This window comes from Pelodictyon clathratiforme (genome assembly GCF_982375515.1).
In genome coordinates this window covers 2,667,492-2,693,101 of sequence record NZ_OZ455102.1, presented here as the reverse complement: position 1 = coordinate 2,693,101, position 25,610 = coordinate 2,667,492, and the positions used below count along the sequence as shown (strand labels likewise).

Below are 25,610 nucleotides of genomic sequence, written 5' to 3'. Positions count from 1 at the left end.
ATTCAGCAAAGTTGTTCGAGTCTTGAGAGCCATGCATTGAAGTGTGAGCATTTGCTTCGAATGACCTTCAATCCGATTAGTTCGGCTACCTGTGGTCCCACAACAGATTTAGCATTTTCATAGTCAGGAAGTTCGGCAATGATGCGTTTACTCGGAGCGGAATGTGCCCCATCATTAATCAATTCCGGCGTTGATTTCCCTGCAGCTATGGCTTTAAGTGCTGATATTTCTTTGTGATGATGGTCATAAAAGAAAGCAAGCTGTTCAGGATCGGAAAACAGATATGCCTCATATTCATGTAACTGGATATATGGAATAAAACGAGGATCGCCAATATCATTGGCAAACGTGCGTTCAAGTGCTTCTGTACGCTGAAAGGGTAAATGACGCAGCTTTTCGGCTTCACTCAACCCAGGAAAATCAGAGGTAATTGCATAAAGGTCGATCATGGTTGTAAAAAAAACATTCTGAGCTTTTTCCTGGGCAGTCAATCTCAGAATATCGTTTTTCATGGGAAGATAACAGGGACCTAACCCGCCGCCCCGATGGACAATACCCTTTTTCTTTGCGTGTGCAATAAGTATCGCAGCTTGCATGTACACTCCGAAGTGGGCAAGATGTGGTCTGAGTACATTTGTTGCAAAGGTTTGCTCTGTTTGTCCTTCTGCGAAAATGTAGAGACGTACCATCAGTGTGGTCCCCCGCCAATAATATTCTTTTCCCAAATCTCCCCAAGGCTGTATTCTTCCAGCCATGCTTGCAGTATTGCTGGATCAAGCCGCTCAAATTGTGATCCTTTACCATTTCGGCTTACCACAATTACATCTTCACTATCAAAGTTGTTGAGGAACGTGGTTGATTGTGTGCTGATGAGTACTTGAGTGTAATGAGATGCCTTTTTAAATAACGCGGCAATAATATTGAGGGCGTATGGATGAAGTCCGAGTTCCGGCTCATCCACAATAACAAGGCCTGGAAGCTCATTTTCTGGCTGAAGAAGCAAGGTGACAAGGCAGATTGCCCGCAAAGTTCCGTCCGAAAGTTGATGGGGTCCAAATACCTGATCTGACCCTTTTTCTCGCCAGTTAAGAATAACTTCAGTATTTCCCGGGCCAGAGGGTTCAAGGTCGAAATCGTCGAAAAATGGTGCAATTAAACGAATTGTACTTACAATTTGTCTATACGATGAATTATTGTCATGACGAAACCTGTAAAGTAACGCAGCCAGGTTGCCTGCGTCAGGCATCAGAAAGTGATTATGGTTGATGTAGCAGAACTGGCGTATCCGCGCCGTTGATGACGTATCGTGGAAATGAAATACCCTGCAACGGTTTAGAAAAAAGCGTAGTGTTTTGGATATTTGATCTTGATTTTTTTCCGTAAACTCACCAATTCGTGACTCTTGATGTCCTGTACCGTAGCTGACTTTTTTTGGCGATGGATGACCGGTTCGTTGGAAACTCACGGATTCTTCGGCAAAAAAAAGCGTATCTCCCGGGGCATGGAAGAGTTGCATGGTATAGGTATCAATTCCGTTATCTGCTGTAAATTCAAGTTGGGCTGTGATCTGTGGTGTTATTTTCGGCCCGAAGTGTAAAAGGGATTGAGCTCGTCCAGAGGCACCAATATACTCCTGGAGGCGTCCTCCCATCATTTCGTTGAGCATTTTGAAGAACGAAATGATGTTACTTTTGCCTGCCCCGTTCGCACCAATAAGAACATTAAGATTATGCAGCTCAATATCCGTCTTCTTGATGGACTTGAATCCCTCAAGATTTATACGTCCGAGTGTTGTCACAGGCTTGTCTCTTTAAAAGATAGATGCCTTATACAAAAGATTAATAACTGCAAATACAAGGAAAAAAAGGAAAGATTAGTGCCGAAGACGGGAATCGAACCCGTACGTCCATTGCTGAACACGGGATTTTAAGTCCCGGGCGTCTACCAGTTCCGCCACTTCGGCATACCGTTGTTAACATGAAAGGACGAACAATTTACCATCTTCGAACGGTTTCCCAAAAAAAATAAATCTTTCCCGCACACCCTTTTTTCCATCAGATGGAGGCCGTTACGAGCTGAAATGGTCGAATCCCCTGATTGAGGAGAGATCAATTTTCATCCCGTAAATATCGCTCAGTTGCACACCTTCCTCCACATCGGTGGTTTCGCCGATAACTGCGATCGTTTTGTTATCGGCAATGGCCGGATACTCCTCTTTCGGGATGGTGAAGAGCAACTGGTAATCTTCGCCCCCCGTCAATGCCCAGGTCAGGGCATCATCCTGCAGTTCATCGGCAATCCGGCGCGTACTTCCGAGGATTGGAATACGGGCCTCCTGAATCATGGCGCCGATCTTCGAGCGTCGGCAGAGATGCTGCAAATCGGAGCTGAGACCATCGGAAATGTCGATCATCGACGTGGGGCGGATATGGTGCGCATGGAAAAACCGGACAATATCGAGGCGGGCAAGGGGGAGCAACTGCTGCTGTATCGATTCGCTGTACTCTTTCAGGTCAGCCATGGCGCTTCTGCTGTAGCTCTCATTGTTTTCGATATGGTTCAGCATAATCTCCTTTTCGCGCATGAGGAGTTTGAGACCAGCCGTTGCGCCACCAAGAGCGCCGGTGATGCAGAGCAGCTCTCCCGGTTTTGCGCCGCTGCGGTGCACAAGCTGCTCGCGTGAAACCTCTCCCATCATGGAGATTGCAATAACCAGACCCGAGCGTGATGAAGAGGTATCTCCCCCGGCAATGGCCAGGCCGTACTCTCTTGCTGCATGGCTCATGCCCTGGTAGAGCTCTTCAATCATGGCAATGGAGAATGAGGCCGGAATGGCAAGAGAGATGAGCGCATAGCGGGGAAGGGCATTCATGGCGCAGATATCGGAGACATTGACGCTGATAGCCTTGCTTCCAAGGTGTTTCAGCGGGGTTGTCAGGAGATCGAAGTGCACCTGATCAGCAAGCATATCGGTTGTCGCCACCTGCAGCAGTTCAGCCGAAGGCTGGAAAACCGCGCAGTCATCTCCTATTCCCGTCAGGAGTTCCGGCACGGCAGGAAGGGTGCTGTTGGCAAGGGTGGCAATTTTATCTATCAGGCCGAACTCTCCGATTCCGGAAATAGCTGTATATGACATATTTTTACGTAAATTAAAATTCATTATGACCTGTGCTGTGGTTCGTTCTATCGAAACGTGACGCAGCAAGGGTTTGATTCTCAATAACAGAAAGACAATATCCGCTTTTTATGGGTTTTTTTGACAAATTCAAAATTTCAAGACTGAAGGAAGGGCTCGAAAAAACCCGCGACACCTTTCGCGAAAAGCTTGCCGTCATTACCAAAGGGAAAACGGAGATCGACGACGACTTTCTTGAAGAGCTTGAAACCATTCTTGTTGCAGCCGATGTGGGTGTCGAGACCACACTCGGAATTGTTGATGCCATTACGGAACGGGCAAAACAGGAGACCTATCGCTCGGAAGAGGAGCTCAACAGAATGCTGATGGAGGAGATTCAGCAACTGCTTGAAGAGACAGGAGAGGAGCATCCGCTCGATTTTGATGCGCCTCTTCCGGCAAAACCGTATGTTATTTTAATTGTTGGAGTAAATGGCGCGGGAAAGACCACCAGTGTTGCCAAGCTGGCTCATAATTATGATAAGGCAGGCAAAAAAGTCATTATCGCGGCAGCCGATACCTTCAGGGCCGCAGCCTACGAACAGCTTCAGATATGGGCCGACAGGGCAGGGGTTCCCATGATTGGCCAGGCACAGGGTTCCGATCCAGCCTCGGTGGTCTACGATGCCGTCAGCGCTGCGGTATCGCGAAATGCTGATGTTGTGCTGGTTGATACCGCAGGGCGGCTGCATAACAAGAGCCACCTGATGGAAGAGCTTGCCAAAATCATGCGGGTTGCCAAAAAAAGGATTCCTGAAGCTCCGCATGAGGTGCTGCTGGTGCTCGATGGTACCACCGGCCAGAACGCCGTGCTGCAGGCAAGGGAGTTTACGAAATTTGTCAAGGTGACCGGTCTTGTGGTGACCAAACTTGATGGAACGGCCAAAGGCGGGATTGTGCTCTCTATTTCACGTGAACTGAAGCTGCCGGTCAAATATATTGGAGTCGGTGAAAAAATCGACGACCTTCAGCTCTTCGATCGTGCAGAGTTTGTCAAAGCACTTCTGGGACGGGAACTCAAATAAACAGCTCACCAGATGGCAGTGCAGGGACCCCTTCATTTCAGCGTTCGTTACCCGCTGCACACCATTTCCGGCAGAGATTGCCGGAGCAGTTCAAGTATCCGTTCACGATTGGTGATCCGCAAAAGGTGAGAGCTGTTTCGGGTATCCTGTGCACCAAGGCGCGGCGCAATGAGAGCGGTTTCAGGGAGGGATTCAAGAAACTCCGCCAGCCGTTCCTCCACTCTCAGCGGGTTGCGGATAATGACGACATGGTCGATTTCCGCCTCTTTGTGATCAAGAAGATAGTCGATATGCCAGCGCAGTTTTTTGTCTGTGGCTTCAATGGCGCCATTTCCGGTGAAATGCCCTTCAGAAAAGAGTTTAATCATTGCAGCCTGGATGGCATGGGGCGCTTTTCCCCCTGATCGTGATGCATGGCGGATAAGTCGCCTTGCAAGCGGAGACCCATTCTGATTGTTGCCCAAAGCGGAACCGATATAAAGATAGTCGCCCTCTGGCAAGGTGAAGGGTTTTCCCTGCTGAAACCTGCCGAATGCAAGATGCAGCGTGCATGAGAGATGGATCAGGAGGATATAGGAGCCTGAGCGGTATTTACTGCCAAAAATGGTAAACTGCTCTGTGGACATTGTTTTTTGTTCTTTTTGATGCAATATTAGCCATTCAGGAAGGTTGTCTGGTGGATTGCAAGATACAATTCAACGGGTTCTCTTTTTATCGATGCAAGAGGGGAAAAAACTTCTGGACTTCAGGCGCAGGGAGATGGTTGAAACCCTGAAACGCTATGGTATCACTAACCAGCGGGTGCTCAAAGCGTTTCTGGAGGTGCCGCGTCATCTCTTTTTTGAAGTCGAAGCCTGGGATGCAGCCTACAATGATGGCGCTTATCCTGTCGGGTTCGGGCAAACCATTTCCCAGCCCTATACGGTTGCCTTCATGACCAGCTTGCTTGTTGAGCGTTCTCCCTCGGGCAAGGTGCTTGAAATTGGTACAGGATCGGGTTATCAGGCAGCAATTCTTGATGCCCTCGGATATTCTGTTTTTAGTGTAGAACGGATAGTTGCTTTGTATGAGCGTGCGCAACAGCGGTTTTCGAGGCTTGGTCTGCATATAGCCTGCCGTTTTGGCGACGGAACGCTTGGCTGGAAGGATGAGGCCCCTTTTGATGGCATTGTGGTAACGGCAGGCGCTCCGAAAGCGCCGGAGTCGCTTCTGCAGCAGCTTGCCGAAAACGGCTGTATGATTATCCCTGTTGGCGGCAGTGATGCACAGCAGATGACGGTTATCAAGAGAGAGGAGGGCGAGTTCAAAAGAGAACTTTTTGAGCGCTTTGTGTTTGTGCCGCTGGTTGGCAGGGAAGGTTGGGACGACACTGTTTTTTAACAAAATCTTAAAGAAGGGATGATTTATGGCTGTAATGTCCAGCTTGCGGGATAAAACTCATATTATACTCTACACCCTGTTGGCAGCGTTTCTTGCGCTGATTGTCTTCGAATGGGGTATGGATTTTACCGGAAACAGCGGTACGAAACAGAATCAGGCCGGTGAGGTCAACGGGAAGGTTATTCCCTACAGCCAGTATGAGGAGATATACAAGGCGGTAACCGAGAATTTCCGGAGAAGCAATCCGGGAGCTGAAGTGATGCCGGAGAACGAACTCGAGTTTCAGGAGCAGGCATGGAATACGGTGGTTGAACAGACCCTCCTCGACCAGCAGCTCAAAAAATTTGGTATCACCGTTCAGGATCAGGAGGTCGTTGATGCCCTGGGCAGCGCCACCAACCCCCCCCAGGTGATTCGCCAGAATTTCACCAATCCAGCCACAGGAGCCGTTGATCGAGCCAAACTCGAAAGTATCCGTCGTGACCCTCGCAACAAGGAGTTATGGCTGCAGATCGAAAAAATTGTCCGTCGTGAACTTGAGGTGAACAAGCTGCTCAGGGCTCTTCAGACCTTTGTCCATGTCACCGACAGGGAGCTTGACGATATTGTCAATCGGCAGTATTCCCTCTTTTCAGCCTCCTTTATCCCCTTTCCCCTGAGCTTTGCGGGGCCTGACAGTAACTTTCCGGTAAAGGAAGAAGAGATCAAAAAGTATTACGACGAACATAAAGAGCTTTTAAAGCAATTTTATTCAAGAAAAGCAGATTTTGTCTTCTTCCCTCTGATTCCTTCATCAAAAGACAGTCTTGCTGTTCGCACTGAACTTGAAACCATTCGTGCCGAGTTTTCCGCATCGGTCAATGACAGCGACTATGTCAAAGTGCAGAGTGATCGTCCTGCAGGGATCAATAAAGTGTACAGCCGTGCCGATTTTTCACCGGCAGCAGGTGATGTCTTTTTTAATTCCCCAAATTTCAAGCCGGGAACCATTGTTGGTCCGATAGCCGACCGGGGTGAATACCGTCTGATCAAGATCCGGCAAATTTCCGCATCCGCTCCGCTGGTTGCGAGGGCGTCGCACATTCTCTTGCACTTCAACCCGGCCAGTCGTGAAGATGTCGCGCGAGTGAGCCAGCTTTCAGCGCTTATTTTCAAACAGCTTCAGGCAGGTACTCCTTTTGATGCTCTGGCGAAAAAATATTCTGCCGACCCTGTCAGCGCACTTAATGGAGGCGATATCGGATGGTTCAGCAAGGAGCGGATGGTACCGCAATTCGCGGCAGCAGTTTTTGGTGCGCGTCCCGGTTCGGTCATCGGACCTGTTCAGACCCAGTTTGGCCTGCATATTATCAAGGTGACCGGTTTTGATACGCAAGCCGCCCTCTGCTCCGAGATTGTGCGCAACATCAGGCCATCGACGGAGACGGTCGACAGCGGACGGCGTCTTGCAACGGCATTTCAGATTAATGCCACTGAGAAGGGCTTCGACAAGAGCGCTGCCAGCGCAAAGCTGCCCATCGGCAAGACCGGCGACTTCAACAAGCATATGCCGATTCCCCAGATTGGCTACAGAGAAGCGGTGACAACATTTGCATTCAAGGCAAAAGAGGGTGACCTTTCGGATGTTCTTGAAACGGAAAAAGGTTTTTATGTCATGCGTCTGACCGGCAAGAATGATACCGGATATCGTCTGCTTGACAAGGAGCTGAAAGCAAGGATTACAGCCGAATTGGTGCGGAAGAAAAAGGAGGCTCTGCTGGAGAAAAAACTTGCAGCAATGGCAGCGGTGCCTGGAGTGACGCTTGAAAAGATAGCGGCATCCCATGCCGGAGTGAAGGTTGTGGTGGCCGACAGTATCCGGTGGAGCAACGGCGCAATCCCCGGCTATGGTGTTGACCGTTCCCTGGTGGAAGGCATGTCGGCTCTTGTTCCCGGAAAGCTCTCGGCTCCACTGAAAACCAGCGATGGTGCCGCGCTTGTGTTGTTGTCGAGTAAAACAGTTCCCGCAGGGCTGAACAGAAAGGCTGAAAAAAGCGCTATAGCCCCCCAACTGCTCCGGGCAAAACAGGAGCAGCTCTTTGCGGAGTATATTGCATCATTGCGCAAGAAAGTTATCGATCCCTGGGGCCGAATCTCGAATTAATGAGCTGCCTCGAAAGCCTCCATGCAGGCTTTGATTTCGGCTGAGCTGCCAAACGTGAGGCACTCGCGTGCGAGTGCTTCCGTTTCAGCAATGGAGTAGCGCGACACCAGTGATTTGAGTTTCGGAATATCCGAAGCGACAACACTGAATTTTCTGAGTCCACAGCCCAGCAGAAAAGGCAGGGCGAGATGGTCGGAACCCATATCGCCGCAAATCATCGCCTTGCAATGGTTTTTGTGGGCAACTGCTATCACCCGGTGCAGTTGGCGGACAATCGCCGGATGAAATTTTTCAAAGAGATCCTGCACGATAACGTTGTTGCGGTCCACGGCAAGCGTGTACTGCGTCAGGTCATTGGTGCCGATACTGATGAAGTCAACACACCGCGTTATTTCATCAATGAGTTCGACCGCCGCAGGTACCTCGATCATTGCGCCGATACCCGGTTTTTCAACCTGCGAATTACACTCACTGGAAAGCTCCGCATAGTGGCGATCGACAATTGCCCTTACTTTAAGTACCTCATCGACCGAGATGATCATGGGAATGAGGATATCAAGGTTTCCATGGACATTAGCCCGGATGACAGCCCGGATCTGTGCATCAAGTATTTCCGGCAGATCAATCAGGATCCGGATACCCCTCCAGCCGAGGTTCGGATTTTGTTCCTTGACCGGAGAGTACATCAGCTTGTCACCCCCAATATCAAAGAGGCGGATATCAAGAGGCATCGGAGCAATCTCCTCAGCCATTTCCCGGTAATAATGGTACTGTTCAGACTCCTTGGGAACTTTTGTTCCCTCGGTAAAGAGATTTTCGCTTCTGAACAGCCCCACTCCCTCAGCGCCGGCAGCAGTCAGAGCCTGCAACTCCTCCTTGAAGTCAATATTGGCATAAAAGGTGATTCTGACACCGCACTTTGTTGTAGCAGGAAGCGCGGCCATCAGGGAGCTGTCGGCATCACTTTTTTGAGCCTCCTCATTTTTTCTGAGGTAGCGAGCAAGAGTCTCTTCCTCAGGATTCGTAATCACGGTTCCCGTCGTTCCATCAATGATCATCGGCATTCCGGTCGATACCTTCTGGGAGATATTGCCAAGCCCGACAATGATGGGAATGTTCAGAGAGCGGCATATCAGGGCGATATGCGAAGTTTTCCCCCCTGTATCGGTGATAAATCCCTTGATATTGCTGCGGCTTAAAAGAATGATATCAGCAGGGGAGAGAGTGTTTGAAGCAACAATTACCCCTTCAGGTATCCATGAATGCAGTTTTCTGACGTGCAGGTTTCTGATAATCCGGTTTTTGATATCGTGCAGATCATCAGCCCGATCCTGGAAAATCAGGTCGTCGGAATTTTTGAATTTTTCAAGATACTGATCGAACTCCTCCTCAATGACCAAATGCGCCGGTTTGTGTTCTGATTGAATACGTCCGGCAATGGCATCAATCAGCACCGGGTCTTGCAGTATCATGATCTGGGCCTCAAAGAGATTGGAGTAGCCCTTTCCCAGTTTTCTTATCGTTACCTGCTCAATTTTCTTCAGTTCATGTGCCGACCGGTGCAGGGCAGAGAGAAAACGCTCAATCTCCTCACCCGTGTTTTTGTCATTCAGCTCCCTGATTTCATGATTACTCTCCTCCTTGACGAAGCTGTAGCACTCTCCGACAGCAATTCCTCTCGATGCGCCAATTCCGGTGTAGGTCGTTTCGGTACTTTTCACAGTGGGCTCCTCCTTTGGTGTTTCGCATCCGGAGTTCAGTTGTTCTTTATTTTCAGGCATAATGGCGGCTTAAAAAGGTGCGTCGTCTTGAGAGATAAACTGGGTGATAACTGATTTTCCTGCTTCCGGCAATGCGGCTGTATGATGATCCTGATTTCCGGAAGCTGTCGATCCTTCGCCACCGGTAACATAGCTGTTGGCTGTGGATTGAAAACGGCCATAATTTTTCAGGAACAACAATCGTATATCTCCGATCGGGCCATTTCGCTGCTTGCCGATGACTATTTCGACCACATCTTTTGTCGATGAGCCATCCTCGAAAGTCTGTTTGCCATACATTTCCGGTCTGGAAAGGAACATGACCACATCAGCATCCTGTTCAATAGAGCCCGACTCCCTGAGGTCACTGAGCTGAGGCCTGCGGTCTCCTGAGCGCTGTTCGACAGAACGGTTGAGCTGTGCCAGGGCGATGACGGGAATATTCAGCTCCTTTGCCAGCGCCTTCAGCGAGCGGGATATCTGTGCAATCTCCTGTTCGCGGTTTGTTCTGCCATCCCTGACCGGTGTGACCAACTGCAGGTAATCAACAACAACCATGCCAATATTGTGTTCCTGCTTCATCCTGCGGGTTTTTGCGGCAAGTTCCATAATGGAGATACCGGCGGTATCGTCAATAAAAAGCTTCGCTTCATTGAGCTTGTCCATGCTGTTGATGATTCGGCCCATCATCTCAGGCGTTATCCGGCCCGTTCGGACAAGCTGCGACTCAACATAGGCTTCAGCACACATAAGCCTGATGGCCAACTGTACCTCAGCCATTTCAAGACTGAAAAAAAGCACCGGGGTGTCGAAATCCACGGCAGCATTACGGGCGACAGCAAGCGCCAGCGCCGTTTTTCCCGCCGAAGGTCTTGCTGCAATGATAATCATGTCGGAGGGCTGAAATCCGGCTGTAAGCTGATCAAGCTCGGAAAATCCCGATCCAACGCCAGTGACGGAAGATTGAGATGCCCTGAGGCTCTCAAGCATATGGATACCATTTTTGATCAGTTCCTTGATCAGCGATGCCTTCTTTTTGATACCAGCCTGGGAGATATTGAAAAACTGCTGTGAGGCATGTTCGACAAGATCGAAAATATCCATCGATGAGCTGTAGGCTACACCGGAAATTTTAGCCGAAATGGAGATCATGCGCCGGTACAGGTACTTCTCCTTTGCCAGACGCGCATAATATTCAATATTTGCAGCGCTGATTACCTTGCCCGAAAGTTCAGCCAGGTAGTGGCGTCCGCCGACGGGCTCAAGCTCGTTCATTTTCAGCAACTCCTCGCTGACTGTAATAATGTCGAGAGCCTGCCGTTTATGGTAGAGCTGCATCATCGCCTTGAAAATAATCTGGTGGCGCCGCTCATAAAAGACCTCCTCACCGTTATCGCCGAAAATCTGGATCACCTGTTCAATCGGCTCATCTTCAAGCAGAATACAGGCAAGAACCTCCTGCTCAATTTCCGTTGAGTAGGGAGGCAAACGGCTCTCCTTGCTGAAATCGATATCCTTGCTGAAATCTATGGCAGGCGGCGCTTTCTTGATCATGGTTTATGATAATGTTCAGGTACAGTTATTCTGGCAGCAGATTGTCGCATAATGGCGCATCATCAATTGAATGTCATCCCAGCATCCCCTTTTCCACTCAGGGTTACGCAGCAAAGCCGCCGGATGATAGGTAATAAAACAGTCATACCCCTTCCATTTTATTGCCTTTCCTCTCATGGAGCCCAGAGAGAGCTTGTTTTCAAAAATGGTGTTTGCCGCAACCTTGCCGAGAATCAGAATCACTTTTGGATTGACTATCTGCAACTGTTCCAAAAGCCAGGGGATACAGTTCTCAATCTCATCCGGTAAAGGGTTACGGTTTCCGGGGGGGCGGCATTTCAGGATATTGCAAATATAGACCTCTGGCCGATTGAATCCGGCAGCCTGCAGGATTTTATCGAGGAGCTGGCCTGAACGTCCAACAAAGGGCCTGCCTGAAGCGTCCTCTTCGGCTCCTGGAGCCTCGCCGATAACGGCAAGTTTTGCTGCAGGGTCTCCCTCACCAAAAACAAAGTTCAGTCTTGTTTCAGCAAGCTGGCACTTTCTGCATTTCCTGGCAGTTTCGAAGAGCAGAGCAAGCTCCTGCGATGATGAAGCTGGCTCTTCTACACATGAAACAGGTGGCATGACGATCAATTATTTCAGAGGTTAAGGGCTCTTTCGAGGCAAAGCTGTTCTATGGCGTCAAGAAGTTTTTCAGCAGCAGCATCTTTGGTCAGCAGAGGGAGCTCCGTTGTCATCCCATCGCATCCTATCAGGGTAAGAATATTTGTATCGACATCAAAACCCGAATTTTTGCGATCGAAGTAATTAAAGGCAATAAGGTCAAGATTTTTTTCTGCCAGTTTTTTGCGTGCATTATCCAGGCCTGTGCGGGTTTCAAGGGCAAATCCCACCGCAAGCTGAGCGGAGCTTTTCTGCCGACCAAATCCGGCAAGGATATCCGGATTTTTAACAAGGGTCAGCTCAATATTCTCAGCACCCTTTTTAATTTTTCCCTCAATGGGTGTTGCGGGGCGATAGTCGGAGACGGCAGCCGCGCCGATAAAGAGGTCGCATTTTCCGAAAAAAACTTCGGCAGCAGCGTTCATTTCCAGAGCGCTTTCAACATCAAGACGCTCTACGCCGGGAGGTGCAGGAAGATGAACCGGTCCGGTAATGAGCGTGACGAGGGCTCCGCGTTTTTCGGCAGCACGAGCGATGGCAAAACCCATTTTTCCCGAAGAGTAGTTGGAGATGAAACGGACGCCATCAATTTTTTCGCGAGTTGGCCCTGCTGTGATCACGACCGATTTTCCCTGAAGCGGAGAGCTTCCGGAGTTGTGCAGCGCCGCCTCAAGAGCGGCAAGGATGGCCTCGGGCTCGGGCATTCGGCCAACGCCACACTGCCCTGAGGCAAGCTCACCGCTTTCAGGGTTGGTGACAAGGCAGCCCTGGGCTGCAAGGGTTGCTATATTCCGCTGTACCGAGGGTGACAGAAACATCTGGCCATCCATGGCCGGAAAAATCAGCACCGGTTTGGCTGGACGAAGCGTCAGAAAAAGAGCGGCAAGCATATCGTCGCAAAGACCTGCACTAAGCCTTGCAAGCGTATTTGCCGTAGCCGGTGCGATAACAAGGGCATCGGCCCACTCCCCAAGAGAGATATGGCGCGTGAAATCCATCCCCTCCTCCTCCAGCGGGGGCAGGATTTTGCGATAGACCCTCTCTTCCGAAACGGTTGCAAGTGCGAGTTCACTCACAAAACGGGCGCCACCCTCCGTCAGCGCCACCCTGACGTTGGCCCCCTGTTTTTTTAACAGCCTGACCAATTGCGGTATTTTATAGGCAGCAATGCCTCCGCAAATGCCAACGATGATGTTTTTTCCCCTCAAGATGGTTACCCCCGGAGTTTGTTGCTGAATGGTTCTTTCCGCCAATTTACAAAAACCGAAAGGAATTTATCTCTTCTTGTCGGAAGAGGGGAAGATGCGTTTCCAGAATTGATCCCAGGTTTGGAAACGCTCTTTGTAGGAGAGGCTCACTCCCCAGGTCTCGGCAGGCTTCTGCAGATTGCTGTTCGAAGTTGTACTGACATTCTGCCCATAAGAACGGGAGGCCTCAAGAGAGACTTTTGGAGTAATACGGTACTCAATCTTCTGAGCCGTACCGTAATAATCTGCAGTAGTTGACTCCCCGCTGACGGGAGAGCTTCCCGTCCCGATAAAGCGCACTTTTCCGCCCGTACCCGGAACACTGAGAGCAAGGTAAAGGTCGAGTCCGCTCAAGGCGCCGCGTTTATCGACGCCAACATTGACATTGAAACTTTCAAGTCCACCGATATCCTGAATGAAGCGTGAAATCCTTGACGACAAAATTCCGGTACCGGCTGAGAGGCCAGCGGTTGAAACGGCAAGATTTCCGCTTTGCAGGCTGCTGCCCGGCCGGACATACCACTGTTTGGAGAGCAGCAGAGAGATAACATTCAGCTCCGCGTTCTGGTCGATCTGGCTCGTCTGCCCGCCGATCATGTTGAGCGATGCAAAGGGCAGCGACTGCTCATTAAGGTAGTAGCCCATGGCGATCTGAGGCTCATTCAGTGTACCGGTAATGGCAAGCAGCAGTTTTACATTATCGCGATCACCGCTCTGCTGGTTTGATGCGGTTACATATTTACTGCCATAGAGATTATCCATCACGCCGTTCCGGATATCGACACTGTTCCAGCTTATTCTTCCTCCATCCTGCAAATCAAAGTTCGAGTTGGAAAATTTGTATTTGCCGCCAATAATATTGACCGAACCAAAGAGCTGATAGCGCTGGTTGTATTTACTCACCATCAGTGAGAGGTTGTTGATGGACGATTCAAGCTGTTCGCCTCTGAGGCGATCAAAAATAACCGTATACTTGAGTGGTTCACTACTGCTGAGCCGCAGGTTTTTTATCTGCAGGATATCGATCAGAGAGTGATAAAACTCTGCAGGTTCTGCTGTTCTTGTCCCGTTTTTGCTCTCCAAAGCTGCTGCTGAAGGGTATCGGGGTATAAATTCAATAAACTTTTCAACACCCACATACTTTGTCCCCTCATTTGCTCCCGTTCGGTAGAGTGAGAAATCAGCGGCATCAATCCTCAGCTCACCTTCGATAACGGGTTCGGAGAGCGTGCCGCGAAGCACAATATTACGGGTAGAACCGGTGATGGTGCCGAACGAGGTCTCATCTCCCTTGTCTTTTTTATTGTACAGGAGGAGCCTGTTCAATCGGCCCGTGAGCTCCAGCCCCGTTGGTTTGAGTTGTTCAAGTCGCACCACTCCATTGATGACACCCGCTCCACTGCCGTTGTCATGCAGCGTCATTTCGCGCAGTTCAACAGCTTTCGGGGTGACATAAATCTCGCCGTTGAGGCGGTAGGAGACCTGCGTGGGCGCTATTTTAATCAAGGTATTGCTCAGGCGGCTGCTCAGATAGATCTCCGGTTTCGGTGTTCTGCCCTCGATTTTGAGTGTTGTCGGCACAATACCCTCTGCCGATTCAAAGAAGGGGAGCAGGTACTCAAGAAACTGTGCCGAAAGATTGTCAGAACGAAACGATGCACTGATGGGCGCCTGTTCCGTCAGACGAAAAGAGAGGGGATAGTAGCCGATGGCAAGAGGAATGGTTCCGCTGCCTTCAAGAGTGTTCATGGAGGGTTTTACCTCTCCGCTGCTGCTGTCACCTTTCGGGATGTGGCTTTGCAAGTCGAAACGAAGCTGCTTTCCGCTATGGATGATTGTTGCCTGCAGGGTACCGATCATGATCTCTTCATAACGGATATTCTGCCCGTTCAGGGTAAGCTTGCTTGTTTTTGCCTCAGGGCTTCCACTGACCAGCAGAGAGCCATTGATGGTTCCGGAAAGTTTGTCGAGAGAGGGATCAAGGGCAAATCGCTGCAGTTCATTCAGTTCCATATGAGACAACGTGCACTGAAAACTGCCCGGCTGGACGTTGCTCAGTTCGCCATCCAATACGGCCCGCTGCTGACCTTTGGCGATGGTGAAACGGTTGAAGCGGGCAGCGTTTTTTCCGATCAGGAGATGTGAGTTCTCCTCCGCCTGCCAGATACCGGTATGATCTTTCAGGGAGAGGCGCGAAAAGAGGAGGTCATAGTTGAGGTTTCCTCTTGTTACGGTAAATGTTGTTGAGAGTCTTTGCAGAGGATCGGGTATGGCAAGCTCAATGGTACCTGCAAGAGACGATGGCGTGTAGAGGCCGGAAAAGGTCGTTTCACCAGCTTTTTTACCGGCGATGGTGATAGAGGAAGCCCTGCCGGTTACAGAGGCTTTCGGAACCCCGTTGCCCTGGCAAACCAGATCGGCCTTCATGGAGAGATTTTCAACCGCCATATCCTCATGGGAGAGCAACCTGCGGAGGTTTATTGTGCTGCCGATTGAACACTGGCCATTACGGTATGAAGCAATTCCCTCAGCGCTTCCCTGCAAGGTAAGCCCCTGAACAGGAAAGAGCAGCACCAATGGTGAGATATCCTTTGCCGTGACGCTGTATTTGACCGTGAAAGCCTTCCGGAGCCTCTCTATTCCGGTAACAGGCAGAGGAGGAGCTGCCTGCCAGATATTTTGTGTCGCTATCTCCCGTCTGAGGGCTGACATGGCAACATCACCAAAAGCCATCAGCTCTTTAAAGCTATAATCCCCCTCAGCAAGCAGATCAAGAAAATCGCTTCTGATGCTCGTTTGCGAAGAGGTGGCATTCTGAACAATGGCAACAGAGACTTTCGAACGATCTTTCAGTTGGAGCGTGTTAATGGAAGAGGGTGAAAACTGCAACGTGGTTGCAATATTGAGCATCTCAGGATCAAATCCTGACCCCTGCACCGCAAAATGGCTGTTCAGGTCGGTTGTAACCACCTTTTGAGCAAAGAGTTTCGACAGATCAAGCGCTGTGCTTTTACCGGAAGCCTGGTAGTGCGGCACCCCCTCCTTCCAGTTGATCTCACCCTCAAGATTGAGCGTGGTCAGATTATTACGCAAAAAGAGAGAGCTATTGAGCAACCGGCGCTCATACTTTGCCACGATGGAGCCCTCTTTAATGGGCTGATTCAGCCAGAAAGAGTCCGTCAGTTGCATATCAAGCGCCAACTGGCTGATCTCCCGGCTGCTTCCTTGAGCCTCAAAACTGCCCGAGGTGTTCAGCAGGCTTTTTCCGCTCTCCGGTTGCAGGAAGAGGTGCGGCTTGCACCCTTTCAACGCAAAGGTGCCTTTGGTGGTGAAAGCATCCGGCGCCACCCCTGAGGCCTCGCCACTCAGCGAGAGCTCTCCGAGCCGGGAGAGAGTGGTCATCTCCCCCTTGACCGCTTGCAGGGTACCCTTTGCATTGCCAAGAAAGGTAATGTCGCCGATTTTGTGGGCAATCTCCTTCAGGGGCGCCTCTTTCAGGAACGACTCAACAAGAGGCGCCGCAATTTTTGAGCTGTCGCATTGCAGCGCATAAGCAAAGGCGCTCCTGTTGTAGAGGTTCAGCAACTCACCCTTGACGGCCAGGCGGCTTTTGTCGAGCGTCAGAAGCGCATCGAGGAGCTCAACATGCTCCTTTTTTCCCCGCGCATTTCCCTTGAAGGTATAGAGCCCGGAAGGCAGAACAAGAGGCGGGTAGAAGAGCTTCAGGTCATCGCTTTGCAAGGCAAGCTCCTCAACATTGAGAAACGAAGAGGCAAGGGCAAGCTCTTTTTTCCTTTGCGGTGAAAAAATGTTGAAATGATCAATCGTGGCCGAGAGCTTCGCATGGCTTCTGTTAGCAGCAACCTTCAAGCCAAGCAGCTCCGAACGGGTTTCAGAAAAGAGAAATTTACCTGAAGCCTGTCGGAGAAAAAGATGCTGCCGGGGGATATCGAGCTGCAGTTTTTCAATTGTTCCGTTCAGAAATTTTTTCTTGACCGTAAAGGAAGAGAGCTCAGCCGTTATACTCTTCACCTCAAGCGGCAAACTCCCTGAACGGCCCTGCGCTCCGTACCAGGAGAGGTTTCCGTTGGTGATGCGCAGGTTTTTGCAGAAAATGCGATCGAGTGGCCCCTTTGTCGAATCAGGGTCACGGGATTTGAACGCAAGTTCAAGATTGAGTTTCCCGTTCTTTCCCTCAACAACCCGTGCATTCAGGGAATCAGCCGTCAGGCGACGGACAGATATTTTTCTGATTTCAGGCTGAAGGAGCGAAAGAATGTTGAATTTGAGTGAAATCCTCCTTGCTTCCAGAGCTGCCAGCCTCTCCCCCGGGCCATAAACGCGCGGATTGACAAGGGTAACATGGTTTGGAAACTTCAGGTGCAGCTCCTGCAACTCAAGGCGCCCATAAAATTTTTCATTAAAAAGAGCGATAACCCGCTCCCTGGCAAACCGGTCAACCATGCCGCTGTTCAGCACAATAAGCGAAGTGAGCGTCAGCAGAAGCAGAAGTGCCGAAAACGCTGTCAGCACTCTGAGGCTATAGTGTTTAAATTGTTCCACTGCAGTGCGCCGATTGAGAGGAGAGCTGGATGATTTTTTCGATTATCCCGCTTGTTGATCGTCCTTCGAGCAAGGGAAGCGTCAACACCGCCCCGCCATGTTCAAGCACCGCCCGCGCTCCAGCAATACGCTCGACGGCCCAGTCGGCTCCCTTGACCAGAATATCAGGCAGCAGCGTGCCAATCAGCTCTTCAGGCGTATCCTCATCAAAGAGGGTGAGCAGATCAACAACCTCCAGGGCCGAGAGCACCGTAGCGCGGTCGGTTTCGCAGCAGACCGGGCGACTCGGCCCCTTGAGCCGACGAACCGAAGCGTCGCTGTTGAGGCCAATGACCAGCACATCGCCAAGTTTCCTTGCCGCCGTCAGATACTCGACATGCCCGGCATGAAGGAGATCAAAACAGCCATTGGAAAAAACAACCTTTTTTCCCGAGGCCTGCCATGCCCGCACTCTTTCAAGCGCCTCACATGGGCTCATTACCTTGCTGGATCCTGTCATGATGGTCACGTTATCTGCAGCCGTGAACGGCAAGTGCTGTAAAAGATAAATATCTGATATTTTTTTCCAATTTAGCGTATACTCTTCGATTGTCCGCATGGTAAAACAGAGATCATTGTTATGCAGCGAAGAGGGAGAAACAACGGGGAATTTTCACAGAAAGCCCTCTATTGGCTCATCATGATGCTTGGAGCGCTTGTCAGAAACATCAGTCGCAAACGCTCAACCGCCATAGCCCATCTCCTCGGTGATTTTGTTTTTTACATCCTTCAAACAAGGCGCTCCCTTGTGACCGGGAATCTTGCGCTCACCTTTCCCGAAAAAAGCAGCGCGGAAATCAAAGCCATTGCCTCCAGGGTTTATCGCAACCAGGCTGAAAATATTATTGAAATGCTTCGTCTTCCCATGATCAAAACAGCGGACGATGCACGCCATCTCCTCAACGTTGATGCTGCTGATTTTCTTGCAAAAACCACTGGCAATAAAAAAGGAGGAGTACTCGTTTCAGCCCACTTTGGCAACTGGGAGCTGCTCGGTCTCTGTTCCGGCCTGCTGGTTGCTCCTCTGACCATCGTAGTAAAACCGTTGAAAAACTCCCGGATTGACAGCCAGATCAACGCCTGGCGAACCATGCAAGGCAACCGGGTCATCTACAACGGGCAGGCTCTTCGCGAGGGGCTGAGAACGCTCCGCCGGGGAGAGATTCTTGTCATGCTTGGCGACCAGTCTGCACCCGGGGGCTCCTTTATTACCGGGTTCCTTGGACGTCGAACCTCCGTTTTTCTCGGGCCCGCCTGGCTTGCCCTTAAAGCAGGGGTACCGCTTTTTGCTGCCATGTGCCGCAGAACGGGAGATGGCCGCTATAAGGTCGATTATGAAGAGATTGGATACAGCGATCTCGGTACCAGCAAAGAGGACGCCGAAGAACTTGCCCGCCGATACACCAAAGTACTTGAGCGCTCTATCTATCAATACCCTGAAGAGTGGTTCTGGCTGCACAACCGGTGGAAAAGGATGGAGTTGTAAACGAAATCTTTTGATGAACGCAACGCTCTATTCTGAAATATTACGGATACCATCATCCGCTCTGATTTGCAGGAATGCGTCCGTTTCCGGATGGTTCCATACGTCTACATAAACTGTTGTATCAGACACTCCGAGGTTTTTGGATTCTTGAGCAGCGTATAAAAATCGTGACGGTCAGAACAGTTGTTGCGCAGCAGTTGGAGCGTCGCGAGCAGTGCAGCATTGTTTTTTGACCTCAGTATTTCTGAAATCAGCGGGAGGTCGGAAGAGAGGCGCTCAGCATCAAGTAATCGGGCACTGTTTGTTTTCATGGTATTGGCCATCACAGCAGCCACTTCAAGGCGTACCTTCAGGAGATCCTCCTTGATGGTGTTCTTTCGGTGTACCCTGTAAAGGATATGCGTCTGCTCCATGTCGATCATGACGCAGTGATGGCAGAGTGCAGTCAAAAGAAAATCCAGATCATGGCAATAGCGCAACGGCTGAAATCCCTGGCACTTTCTCCACAGTTCACGCGAAAAAAACATATTCGACGTCGATGTCACCGAATTTTCATTCAAAAAAGCCAGATCAAGAGTCCTGCACTTTTTCTGGAATGCTGATGCCCTTTGCAGCCATTCAACGGTTTCACCGTCAGAGAGCCGCCCACCCTTTTCGTCAATGATGCCGATTCCGCCGCAGACAAAATCAACTTCCGGATGATTGCAGATAATGTTCCGGCAGCGCTCTATTTTGGTTGGCAAAAAAAGATCATCGGTATTAAGCACCGCAATAAATTCACTTTGCGACAGCCCTATTGCCCTGTTCAACGTCTTCTCAGCGCCGCAGTTTTCTTGCTGCAACAGTGTTGCCCTTGGCTCATCTCTCAGCATTTTATATGCTATGCTGAAGCCGTTATCGGTTGAACCGTCATCAATCAGAATGATTTCATCAACAGGAGAAGTTTGCTCCAAAACACTTTGCAACGTTGAAGCAATGTAGTGAGCATGGTTGTACAACGGCAGCACAACACTGATTGACGGGTTATCCATGTGCGTCATATCGGGACATGATTATTGTGAATCACATTGATCATCAACTTCTCGTATTGCGCTACAACATCCTTAAATGAATCGTGGTGGTCTGCGTTCTGACTCTCGCTCCCCTCATTTTCGCAAACAGTTACCCCATTGGGAACTACAACAACTTTTTCGCCAGGAATGCCAAGGATCTTTTCTGCAGAGTCAGCCTTTTTTCGTGAAGCAGCAACATAGGTATCAACACAGGGCTTGAATCCGGGAAAATCATTCCGCTGCCAGTCACTCACGAAGGCATCATCAAGAAGCGTGATATTTGGTATCGACAAGGCCTCAAAAAACGGATACCCCAGATACGAACCTTGCGATATCGACAACTGCGGACAATATTTTTTCAAAAAACGGTTATAGGCAAAAGCGCTCTTGATTTTCGGGAGTTGTACAACCGTAATTCCTGCTGATTCTGCTTTTGCGCTGAAGTCACCCATTGTTCCTGGTGTAAGAATTGCACACTCGAAGAGCGCTTTATCAAAAGCAAGCACCATATCGAGCAGCGGGTTTTCAAGAGAGCCCCTCTCAAAAGAGGGTACCTCCACAACAATCCTCATTCTTTTGTCAGAATCGTTTGCTACCGGGGAAGGAAGAGAGAGAGCGTTACACGATGCATCGTTTGACGCAAATGCAACAGAGTGTGGGGAGAGCGCTTCAGAGGCTTGTTGCACCTCCTTCACGGAAAGCAGGGAAGCGAGAAACGCCTTCAGTCTCTCTTTTCCTGCAGCGCAGGAAAATTGTTGCTCCATAAAAACAAGAGCATGATCACTGATTTCCTGCCATAACGACGCATCAGTATAAAGCCTGACGACTGCGTCAGCAAAAGACTCATCTCCATCGGCAACGAGAATTTCTCTGCCCGCAGTCAGCCCCATTCCTTCTACAGCGAGGGAGGTTGCTACACAAGGCACGCCGAAACTGGCGCTTGTGACAATTTTCCCTTTAATGCCGGCTCCTGTCCTGAGCGGTGCAACAGAGAGACGACAGGAATGAAAATAATCACCCAAATCAGGTACAAAGCCAACGACCGTTATCCGGGGGTCACCCTGCGCCGCCGCATAAACCTCCTCAGAGGGATTGCTGCCAAGGATCAGCAGGTCAGCATCAGCAATATTTCGGCGTACAAGAGGCCATACTGCACTGATAAAATAAGTTATAGCATCGACGTTTGGCCGGTGTTCAAAGCTGCCGATAAAGACAATATTGCGCCGTTCTGCAAAAGGAAGAGTGCGGCCCGGCTGATCACGAAAAAAGGGAAGGAGATAAGCCTTCACAGAAGGATCCGTTTTCAGGACAAGTTCAAGTTCTGCAGAACTCAGAACAATGGTTGCGTCGGCAGCGCGCATCAGCGCGAACTCCTGCGCCTTTGTTTTTTTTGCCCTCTTCCTGAGCTGGCTGGAATTTTCCAGCTCGGCACTCCGCTCTTCACGCAAAAAATGCAGGTCAACCGTATTAAAAATGACTTTGGCCTGTGGAGCATGTTTACGTACAGCGGGAAGGTGAGCATCAGCAACGTTCACCCTGTAAAGCATCACCAGCTCAAAATATTGTCCGGCAACGACAAAAAAATCGGTAATGGAACTGATATTGCGATTGTCGAGGCAATGAACGCCGAGCGATGCCAGATCATCAGTGTACCTCTCCCGGTAGAGAAGGTTTGCGGGTATAAAGGTGACATCATAGCCAAGTTCGACCAGCGCCTGCATGGAGAGGAACGTATCGATCGATCCGGAATCCTGGTCTGGTGTGGGGGTTAAAGCATCAATAACGACAATTTTCCGGGCAGTCACATCTTTGTACAATGTTTGGCATAACCGCCGCAGATGAAAAAGGGGGTCAAGCTTCGAGAGGTAACCCGCTGTAAGAGAGTGCTTGGCAAGGAATGTAAAAAGCACATTTCGCACTTTTCGTGATCGCTTTTTAAACGATTTCGATAGTTTTCGAACGGGTTTAGTCATTTTCCATGCGCTTGAGCGGATGACCCGGTTATAATCGTTTTTCAAAGTCGTAAATTGGGCTTCCAGCAGATGCAGATTGCTGTCCAGAGTTGTGATCTGCTTCTCCCGCTCCTCAAGGTCACGAGTAAGCTGTTCATGGTCACGGCTAAGTTGCTTCAGCTTCTCTGTCAGCTCAGAGGTACGATAACCCAGCACAATGCGCTCACCTGTCGTAGCAAAAAAATTCCTGACCAGAACGCCCCTCTCATCCGACGCCCACTCCTCGAGCACCCTGCGCATCCTCTCAGACTCTCTTGTTCCGGTAAAGAGGAGCCCGAGACCATGCGAATGCTCAAAAGAGAAATTCGGATAAAGAGCCGAAAGCTCATCCCAAAGCTTCCAGACCCCGAATCCCCTCTCCCTGACATTGATATCATGAAACAGCACCACCCCCCTCTCCGACATTTTCGGCAGCCAGCAATCAAAATCGTGACGGACAGCCTCATAGGAGTGCAGACCATCAATATGAAGCAGGTCGATTGATCCATCATTGAAAAAGGGGAGCGCCTCATCAAAAGTCATTCTCATCAGCGACGAAAAGGCGTGGTAGTGTGTCTGGTTATAAGCCTCCACCATCTGATGCACCTCATCGCAGTAAAAGCCCGCATGTTCATCGCCTCTCCAGGTATCAACGGCGTAGCATCGCGTAGAGAGATGGTGCTGTTGCACACTCTGGCAAAAAGCAAAATAGGAGTTGGCCGTATGCGTGCCGAGTTCAACAAAAAGAGCAGGCCTTGTTACATCAATCAGCCAGAAGGCCAAAGGGATGTGCCCGGCCCAGCTCAGCGGCAGTTGGAGATGGTGTGGTTGCAGCAGTGAAGCTTGTGAAAGAATCTCTTCCATGATGTTGGCTAACGCTTTAAAATAATATGACGATCACATCCGCCAGCGCCGTAAACGGCCAGTCACCGAACCTTATCCCGACTCCGGTTATTTCCCTCTTTCAGCAACAGATGCAGTTGCAGAAAATACAAACCAAAACATTAAAGAGAGAACAATGAACCGAAAAATTTTCTGCCGCAAAACGGGAAGAGTATCAGATGCAATTCCATTGTTCTGAAAGCTCTCATTTTATATATTCACCGGTAACAAACTCACGGGTGAAATCATCTCTCTGTCCCTCTCTGTGCCAATGAAAATTCTCTTCATCAGCAATCTCTACCCGCCCAACGTGATTGGAGGATATGAACGCCTCTGCTTTGACATGGCATCGGCGCTGCACGCTCGCGGGCACGACATTACCGTTCTGACCAGCAGTTATGGAGGAGGTCATGAGGAAATCAGGGGACAACGGGTCATCAGGACGCTGAAACTCTTTGCAACTGAAGGGGCAATCTATAAGCCTTTCGAAGCATCACTCGAAGAACGGGGCCAATGGGAACGACATAATGAAGAGCAGTTTTGCAAGCTTGTTGAGGAGGCAGAACCCGATTTGCTCTTTGTCTGGAACCTCTATTTTTTCAATCATGGTTTTCTTGATCTGATTCAACAGAGCGCACTTCCGAAACTCTACCTGCTGACCGACAACTGGATGCTGCTGTTTCTTAATCCCGAATTCATAGGCAAGTACTTTTCCAGAGAGGTCTTTAAAAAAAAAGTTATCACTCGAATCATCAACCGAATGCTCCCTGGCGGTTTAAAGAAAAAAAGCAGCAACACCGTCATGAGCATCAAGGGACGTGCAATTTTTGCAAGCAAATTTATGATGCATCTCTACGAAGACGCCTCATGCGCCTTTCAGGAGGGGAGCGCCATCTGTTATCACGGAGTGCATTTTCTGCATAAACCCGAAGCCCAACGCAAGGATCGGACAACCTTTGTCAAAGAGGGTGAAGTCCGCCTTCTCTTTGCCGGTCGAATTGTTGATATCAAGGGAGTGCATACCGCTCTCGAAGCGCTTGCCGGCATTCAGCGTGCCTGCCGCCAGCAACGGGTTACCCTGACCATTGTTGGCGACACACAGGACAAGAGCTATAAAAAGCGCCTTGACGATCTTGCCGCCCGGTTGGGGCTTGAGCAGTCACTGATCTTTCGTCAGCCGGTACCGGAGACCGGGTTGTTTGATCTTTTCCAGCAATTCGATATCTACCTCTTTCCCTCACTCTACGAACCCTTTTCCCTCACCCTGATCCTTGCGCTCGAAGCCGGAATCCCCACCGTTGCTTCCGCAGCAGGAGGAAATGTTGAAATTGTCGGGCATCGGCAAACCGGGCTGCTCTTTGAAGCCGGGAATGCCGGAAGCCTGAAGCGCCAGGTTGTCGAAATGATCAGAAACGATCAACTCCGTGCGCAACTCTCTCGAGCCGCAACCGGGCGGGCCTCAGCGTTTACGTTTGAAAAAATGGTCTCACAAATTGAGACAGAACTTGAGCAGACCCTATGCGTATAGCAATAACCGGAGCAGCAGGTCTTATTGGTTCTGCAGCACAAACAGCTCTCAGGCAGGCCGGAGAGCATCAACTGACACTTCTGTACAGGAACACTCTGCCAGACAACAGCGCACAAGAGAACTGCATCAAGGGCGATTTATCGGATGGTGCGGTTTGTGATGCTCTGGTGAACGGTCAGGATGTGATCATGCATCTGGCGCATGAAAGCACACCCCTCATGAGAGGCAAAGACCTTGTGGCTGACGCCGTCGTCAATCTGCTTCCATCACTCCAGTTAATACAGGCAATCGAAAAAACCGGTCGCTGCCCCCATGTCATTTATATCAGCAGCGGCGGCGCCGTCTATGGCAGCACCCTCGATCACCATCCATCAAAAGAGGAGGATCCCTGCACCCCCTCGCTCATCTATGGAATCCAGAAACTGGCCATTGAACACTATCTGCATGCGGCTGCTGAAAAAGGGATTTTGCGTGCAACCATACTGCGCGTTGCAAATGCCTATGGAGCGCTGCTCCCGCCTCTGAGAATGCAGGGGTTAATTGGTACTGCTGTTTCAAGAGCCACCATGGGGCTGCCGTTGCGACTGCTGGGAAACCCTGAAAACATTCGGGACTATGTTCACGTATCAGATGTAGCACAAGCCCTTGTTCTGGCCTTGAAAAATCCCGCACCCTTTGATATTTTCAACATCGGCAGCGGAAAAAAAACATCCGTCATGGAAATTCTTGCTCTGATACGTACAATAAGCGGTTCTGACTTGCCTATTCAGAGTGAAGAACTGCCTGAAAATCAAACGCTGCCGGACTGCTGCCTCCTCGACATTTCAAAAGCAGAACAAAAACTGGGCTGGCGGGCGCAGCTTCATCTTGAAGAAGGGATTCGTGCAATGTTCAGTAACCAAAAGAATTGTCACCGATAAGAGTGATAGATGAGTATCGAGTGCCCTTTTTTTAATAACTGCCGTCTATAAAAAACCATGAAAATGCTATTTTATTGACAAACTCTTGTTCAAGAGCAGTATATTTACTATTGTTGAAATTAGATGGATATTTTTGTGGCATTTGAAGAGCGGCCCGGTTGCTCCTGCCGGGTGGAATGGTTGCTTGGAGAGTGAACAT

18 protein-coding genes and 1 tRNA gene are annotated in these 25,610 nt (G+C 50.0%); 6 read left to right on the top strand and 13 right to left on the bottom strand.

The features are described 5' to 3' along the window. Positions 1–2 precede the first annotated feature (2 nt). The 4 genes from AC56AD_RS13165 to thiL all read right to left on the bottom strand — a co-directional run bounded on the left by AC56AD_RS13165 (position 3) and on the right by thiL (position 3,136). A complete protein-coding gene (locus AC56AD_RS13165; protein ID WP_499052173.1) occupies positions 3–755 on the bottom strand; it encodes a DUF4276 family protein in 753 nt (250 codons plus the stop codon). Continuing rightward, positions 689–1,798 carry an AAA family ATPase gene (locus tag AC56AD_RS13160; RefSeq protein ID WP_012509247.1) on the bottom strand — a complete coding sequence of 370 codons (1,110 nt, stop codon included), beginning with the start codon at positions 1,796–1,798 and terminating at the stop codon, positions 689–691. The genes AC56AD_RS13165 and AC56AD_RS13160 overlap by 67 nt, the downstream gene beginning before the upstream one ends. Before the next feature lie 79 nt (positions 1,799–1,877). Continuing rightward, positions 1,878–1,963 (bottom strand) — tRNA-Leu (locus AC56AD_RS13155). 105 nt (positions 1,964–2,068) lie between these two features. Further along, on the bottom strand, positions 2,069–3,136 hold the full coding sequence (thiL, locus tag AC56AD_RS13150) for a thiamine-phosphate kinase (protein ID WP_041526563.1): 1,068 nt from the start codon (positions 3,134–3,136) through the stop codon (positions 2,069–2,071). Positions 3,137–3,246: 110 nt separating this feature from the next. On the opposite strand from thiL, the gene ftsY reads away from it, so the two are divergent. Further along, positions 3,247–4,200, top strand: coding sequence for a signal recognition particle-docking protein FtsY (gene ftsY / locus AC56AD_RS13145; protein ID WP_012509245.1), 954 nt, complete (start codon positions 3,247–3,249; stop codon positions 4,198–4,200). Between the two features lie 47 nt (positions 4,201–4,247). On the opposite strand, the gene AC56AD_RS13140 is transcribed toward ftsY, so the two are convergent. Then, the gene (locus AC56AD_RS13140; RefSeq protein WP_012509244.1) at positions 4,248–4,826 is read right to left on the bottom strand and encodes a GIY-YIG nuclease family protein; all 579 of its coding nucleotides are present in this window, start codon (positions 4,824–4,826) and stop codon (positions 4,248–4,250) included. Positions 4,827–4,917: 91 nt separating this feature from the next. On the opposite strand from AC56AD_RS13140, the gene AC56AD_RS13135 reads away from it, so the two are divergent. Both AC56AD_RS13135 and AC56AD_RS13130 read left to right on the top strand, forming a co-directional pair. Next, the gene (locus AC56AD_RS13135; protein WP_012509243.1) at positions 4,918–5,580 is read left to right on the top strand and encodes a protein-L-isoaspartate(D-aspartate) O-methyltransferase; all 663 of its coding nucleotides are present in this window, start codon (positions 4,918–4,920) and stop codon (positions 5,578–5,580) included. A 25-nt stretch (positions 5,581–5,605) separates the two neighbouring features. Next, on the top strand, positions 5,606–7,723 hold the full coding sequence (locus AC56AD_RS13130; RefSeq protein ID WP_012509242.1) for a peptidylprolyl isomerase: 2,118 nt from the start codon (positions 5,606–5,608) through the stop codon (positions 7,721–7,723). On the opposite strand, the gene ptsP is transcribed toward AC56AD_RS13130, so the two are convergent. The 6 genes from ptsP to rfaE2 all read right to left on the bottom strand — a co-directional run bounded on the left by ptsP (position 7,720) and on the right by rfaE2 (position 18,012). Next, positions 7,720–9,504, bottom strand: a complete 1,785-nt coding sequence (gene ptsP / locus AC56AD_RS13125; RefSeq protein ID WP_012509241.1) for a phosphoenolpyruvate--protein phosphotransferase — start codon at positions 9,502–9,504, stop codon at positions 7,720–7,722. The two genes, AC56AD_RS13130 and ptsP, sit on opposite strands and share 4 nt — an antisense overlap. A 9-nt stretch (positions 9,505–9,513) precedes the next feature. After that, the gene (dnaB, locus tag AC56AD_RS13120) at positions 9,514–11,037 is read right to left on the bottom strand and encodes a replicative DNA helicase (RefSeq protein WP_012509240.1); all 1,524 of its coding nucleotides are present in this window, start codon (positions 11,035–11,037) and stop codon (positions 9,514–9,516) included. 15 nt (positions 11,038–11,052) lie between these two features. Continuing rightward, positions 11,053–11,664: a uracil-DNA glycosylase gene (locus tag AC56AD_RS13115; RefSeq protein WP_012509239.1), complete on the bottom strand. Its 612-nt coding sequence runs from the start codon at positions 11,662–11,664 to the stop codon at positions 11,053–11,055. A 14-nt stretch (positions 11,665–11,678) separates the two neighbouring features. Continuing rightward, complete coding sequence (gene coaBC, locus AC56AD_RS13110) at positions 11,679–12,914, bottom strand: bifunctional phosphopantothenoylcysteine decarboxylase/phosphopantothenate--cysteine ligase CoaBC (protein ID WP_041526906.1); 1,236 nt, start codon at positions 12,912–12,914, stop codon at positions 11,679–11,681. Positions 12,915–12,977: 63 nt separating this feature from the next. Further along, positions 12,978–17,513, bottom strand: coding sequence for a translocation/assembly module TamB domain-containing protein (locus AC56AD_RS13105; protein WP_012509237.1), 4,536 nt, complete (start codon positions 17,511–17,513; stop codon positions 12,978–12,980). After that, positions 17,500–18,012 carry a D-glycero-beta-D-manno-heptose 1-phosphate adenylyltransferase gene (gene rfaE2 / locus AC56AD_RS13100; RefSeq protein ID WP_012509236.1) on the bottom strand — a complete coding sequence of 171 codons (513 nt, stop codon included), beginning with the start codon at positions 18,010–18,012 and terminating at the stop codon, positions 17,500–17,502. The genes AC56AD_RS13105 and rfaE2 overlap by 14 nt, the downstream gene beginning before the upstream one ends. Before the next feature lie 120 nt (positions 18,013–18,132). Between rfaE2 and AC56AD_RS13095 the strand changes: the two genes are divergently transcribed. After that, positions 18,133–19,038, top strand: a complete 906-nt coding sequence (locus AC56AD_RS13095; protein WP_012509235.1) for a lysophospholipid acyltransferase family protein — start codon at positions 18,133–18,135, stop codon at positions 19,036–19,038. A gap of 104 nt (positions 19,039–19,142) precedes the next feature. Here AC56AD_RS13095 and AC56AD_RS13090 read toward each other — a convergent pair whose 3' ends face one another. Further along, complete coding sequence (locus AC56AD_RS13090; protein ID WP_012509234.1) at positions 19,143–20,078, bottom strand: glycosyltransferase family 2 protein; 936 nt, start codon at positions 20,076–20,078, stop codon at positions 19,143–19,145. Then, positions 20,075–22,945: a class I SAM-dependent methyltransferase gene (locus AC56AD_RS13085; RefSeq protein ID WP_012509233.1), complete on the bottom strand. Its 2,871-nt coding sequence runs from the start codon at positions 22,943–22,945 to the stop codon at positions 20,075–20,077. Before AC56AD_RS13085 ends, AC56AD_RS13090 begins: the two co-directional genes overlap by 4 nt. A gap of 289 nt (positions 22,946–23,234) precedes the next feature. Here AC56AD_RS13085 and AC56AD_RS13080 point away from each other — a divergent pair, with 289 nt between their 5' ends. Together AC56AD_RS13080 and AC56AD_RS13075 are read left to right on the top strand one after the other, a co-directional pair. After that, a complete protein-coding gene (locus AC56AD_RS13080) occupies positions 23,235–24,491 on the top strand; it encodes a glycosyltransferase family 4 protein (RefSeq protein ID WP_012509232.1) in 1,257 nt (418 codons plus the stop codon). Next, positions 24,482–25,411, top strand: a complete 930-nt coding sequence (locus AC56AD_RS13075; protein WP_012509231.1) for an NAD-dependent epimerase/dehydratase family protein — start codon at positions 24,482–24,484, stop codon at positions 25,409–25,411. Before AC56AD_RS13080 ends, AC56AD_RS13075 begins: the two co-directional genes overlap by 10 nt. The last annotated feature ends 199 nt before the right edge of the window (positions 25,412–25,610 follow it).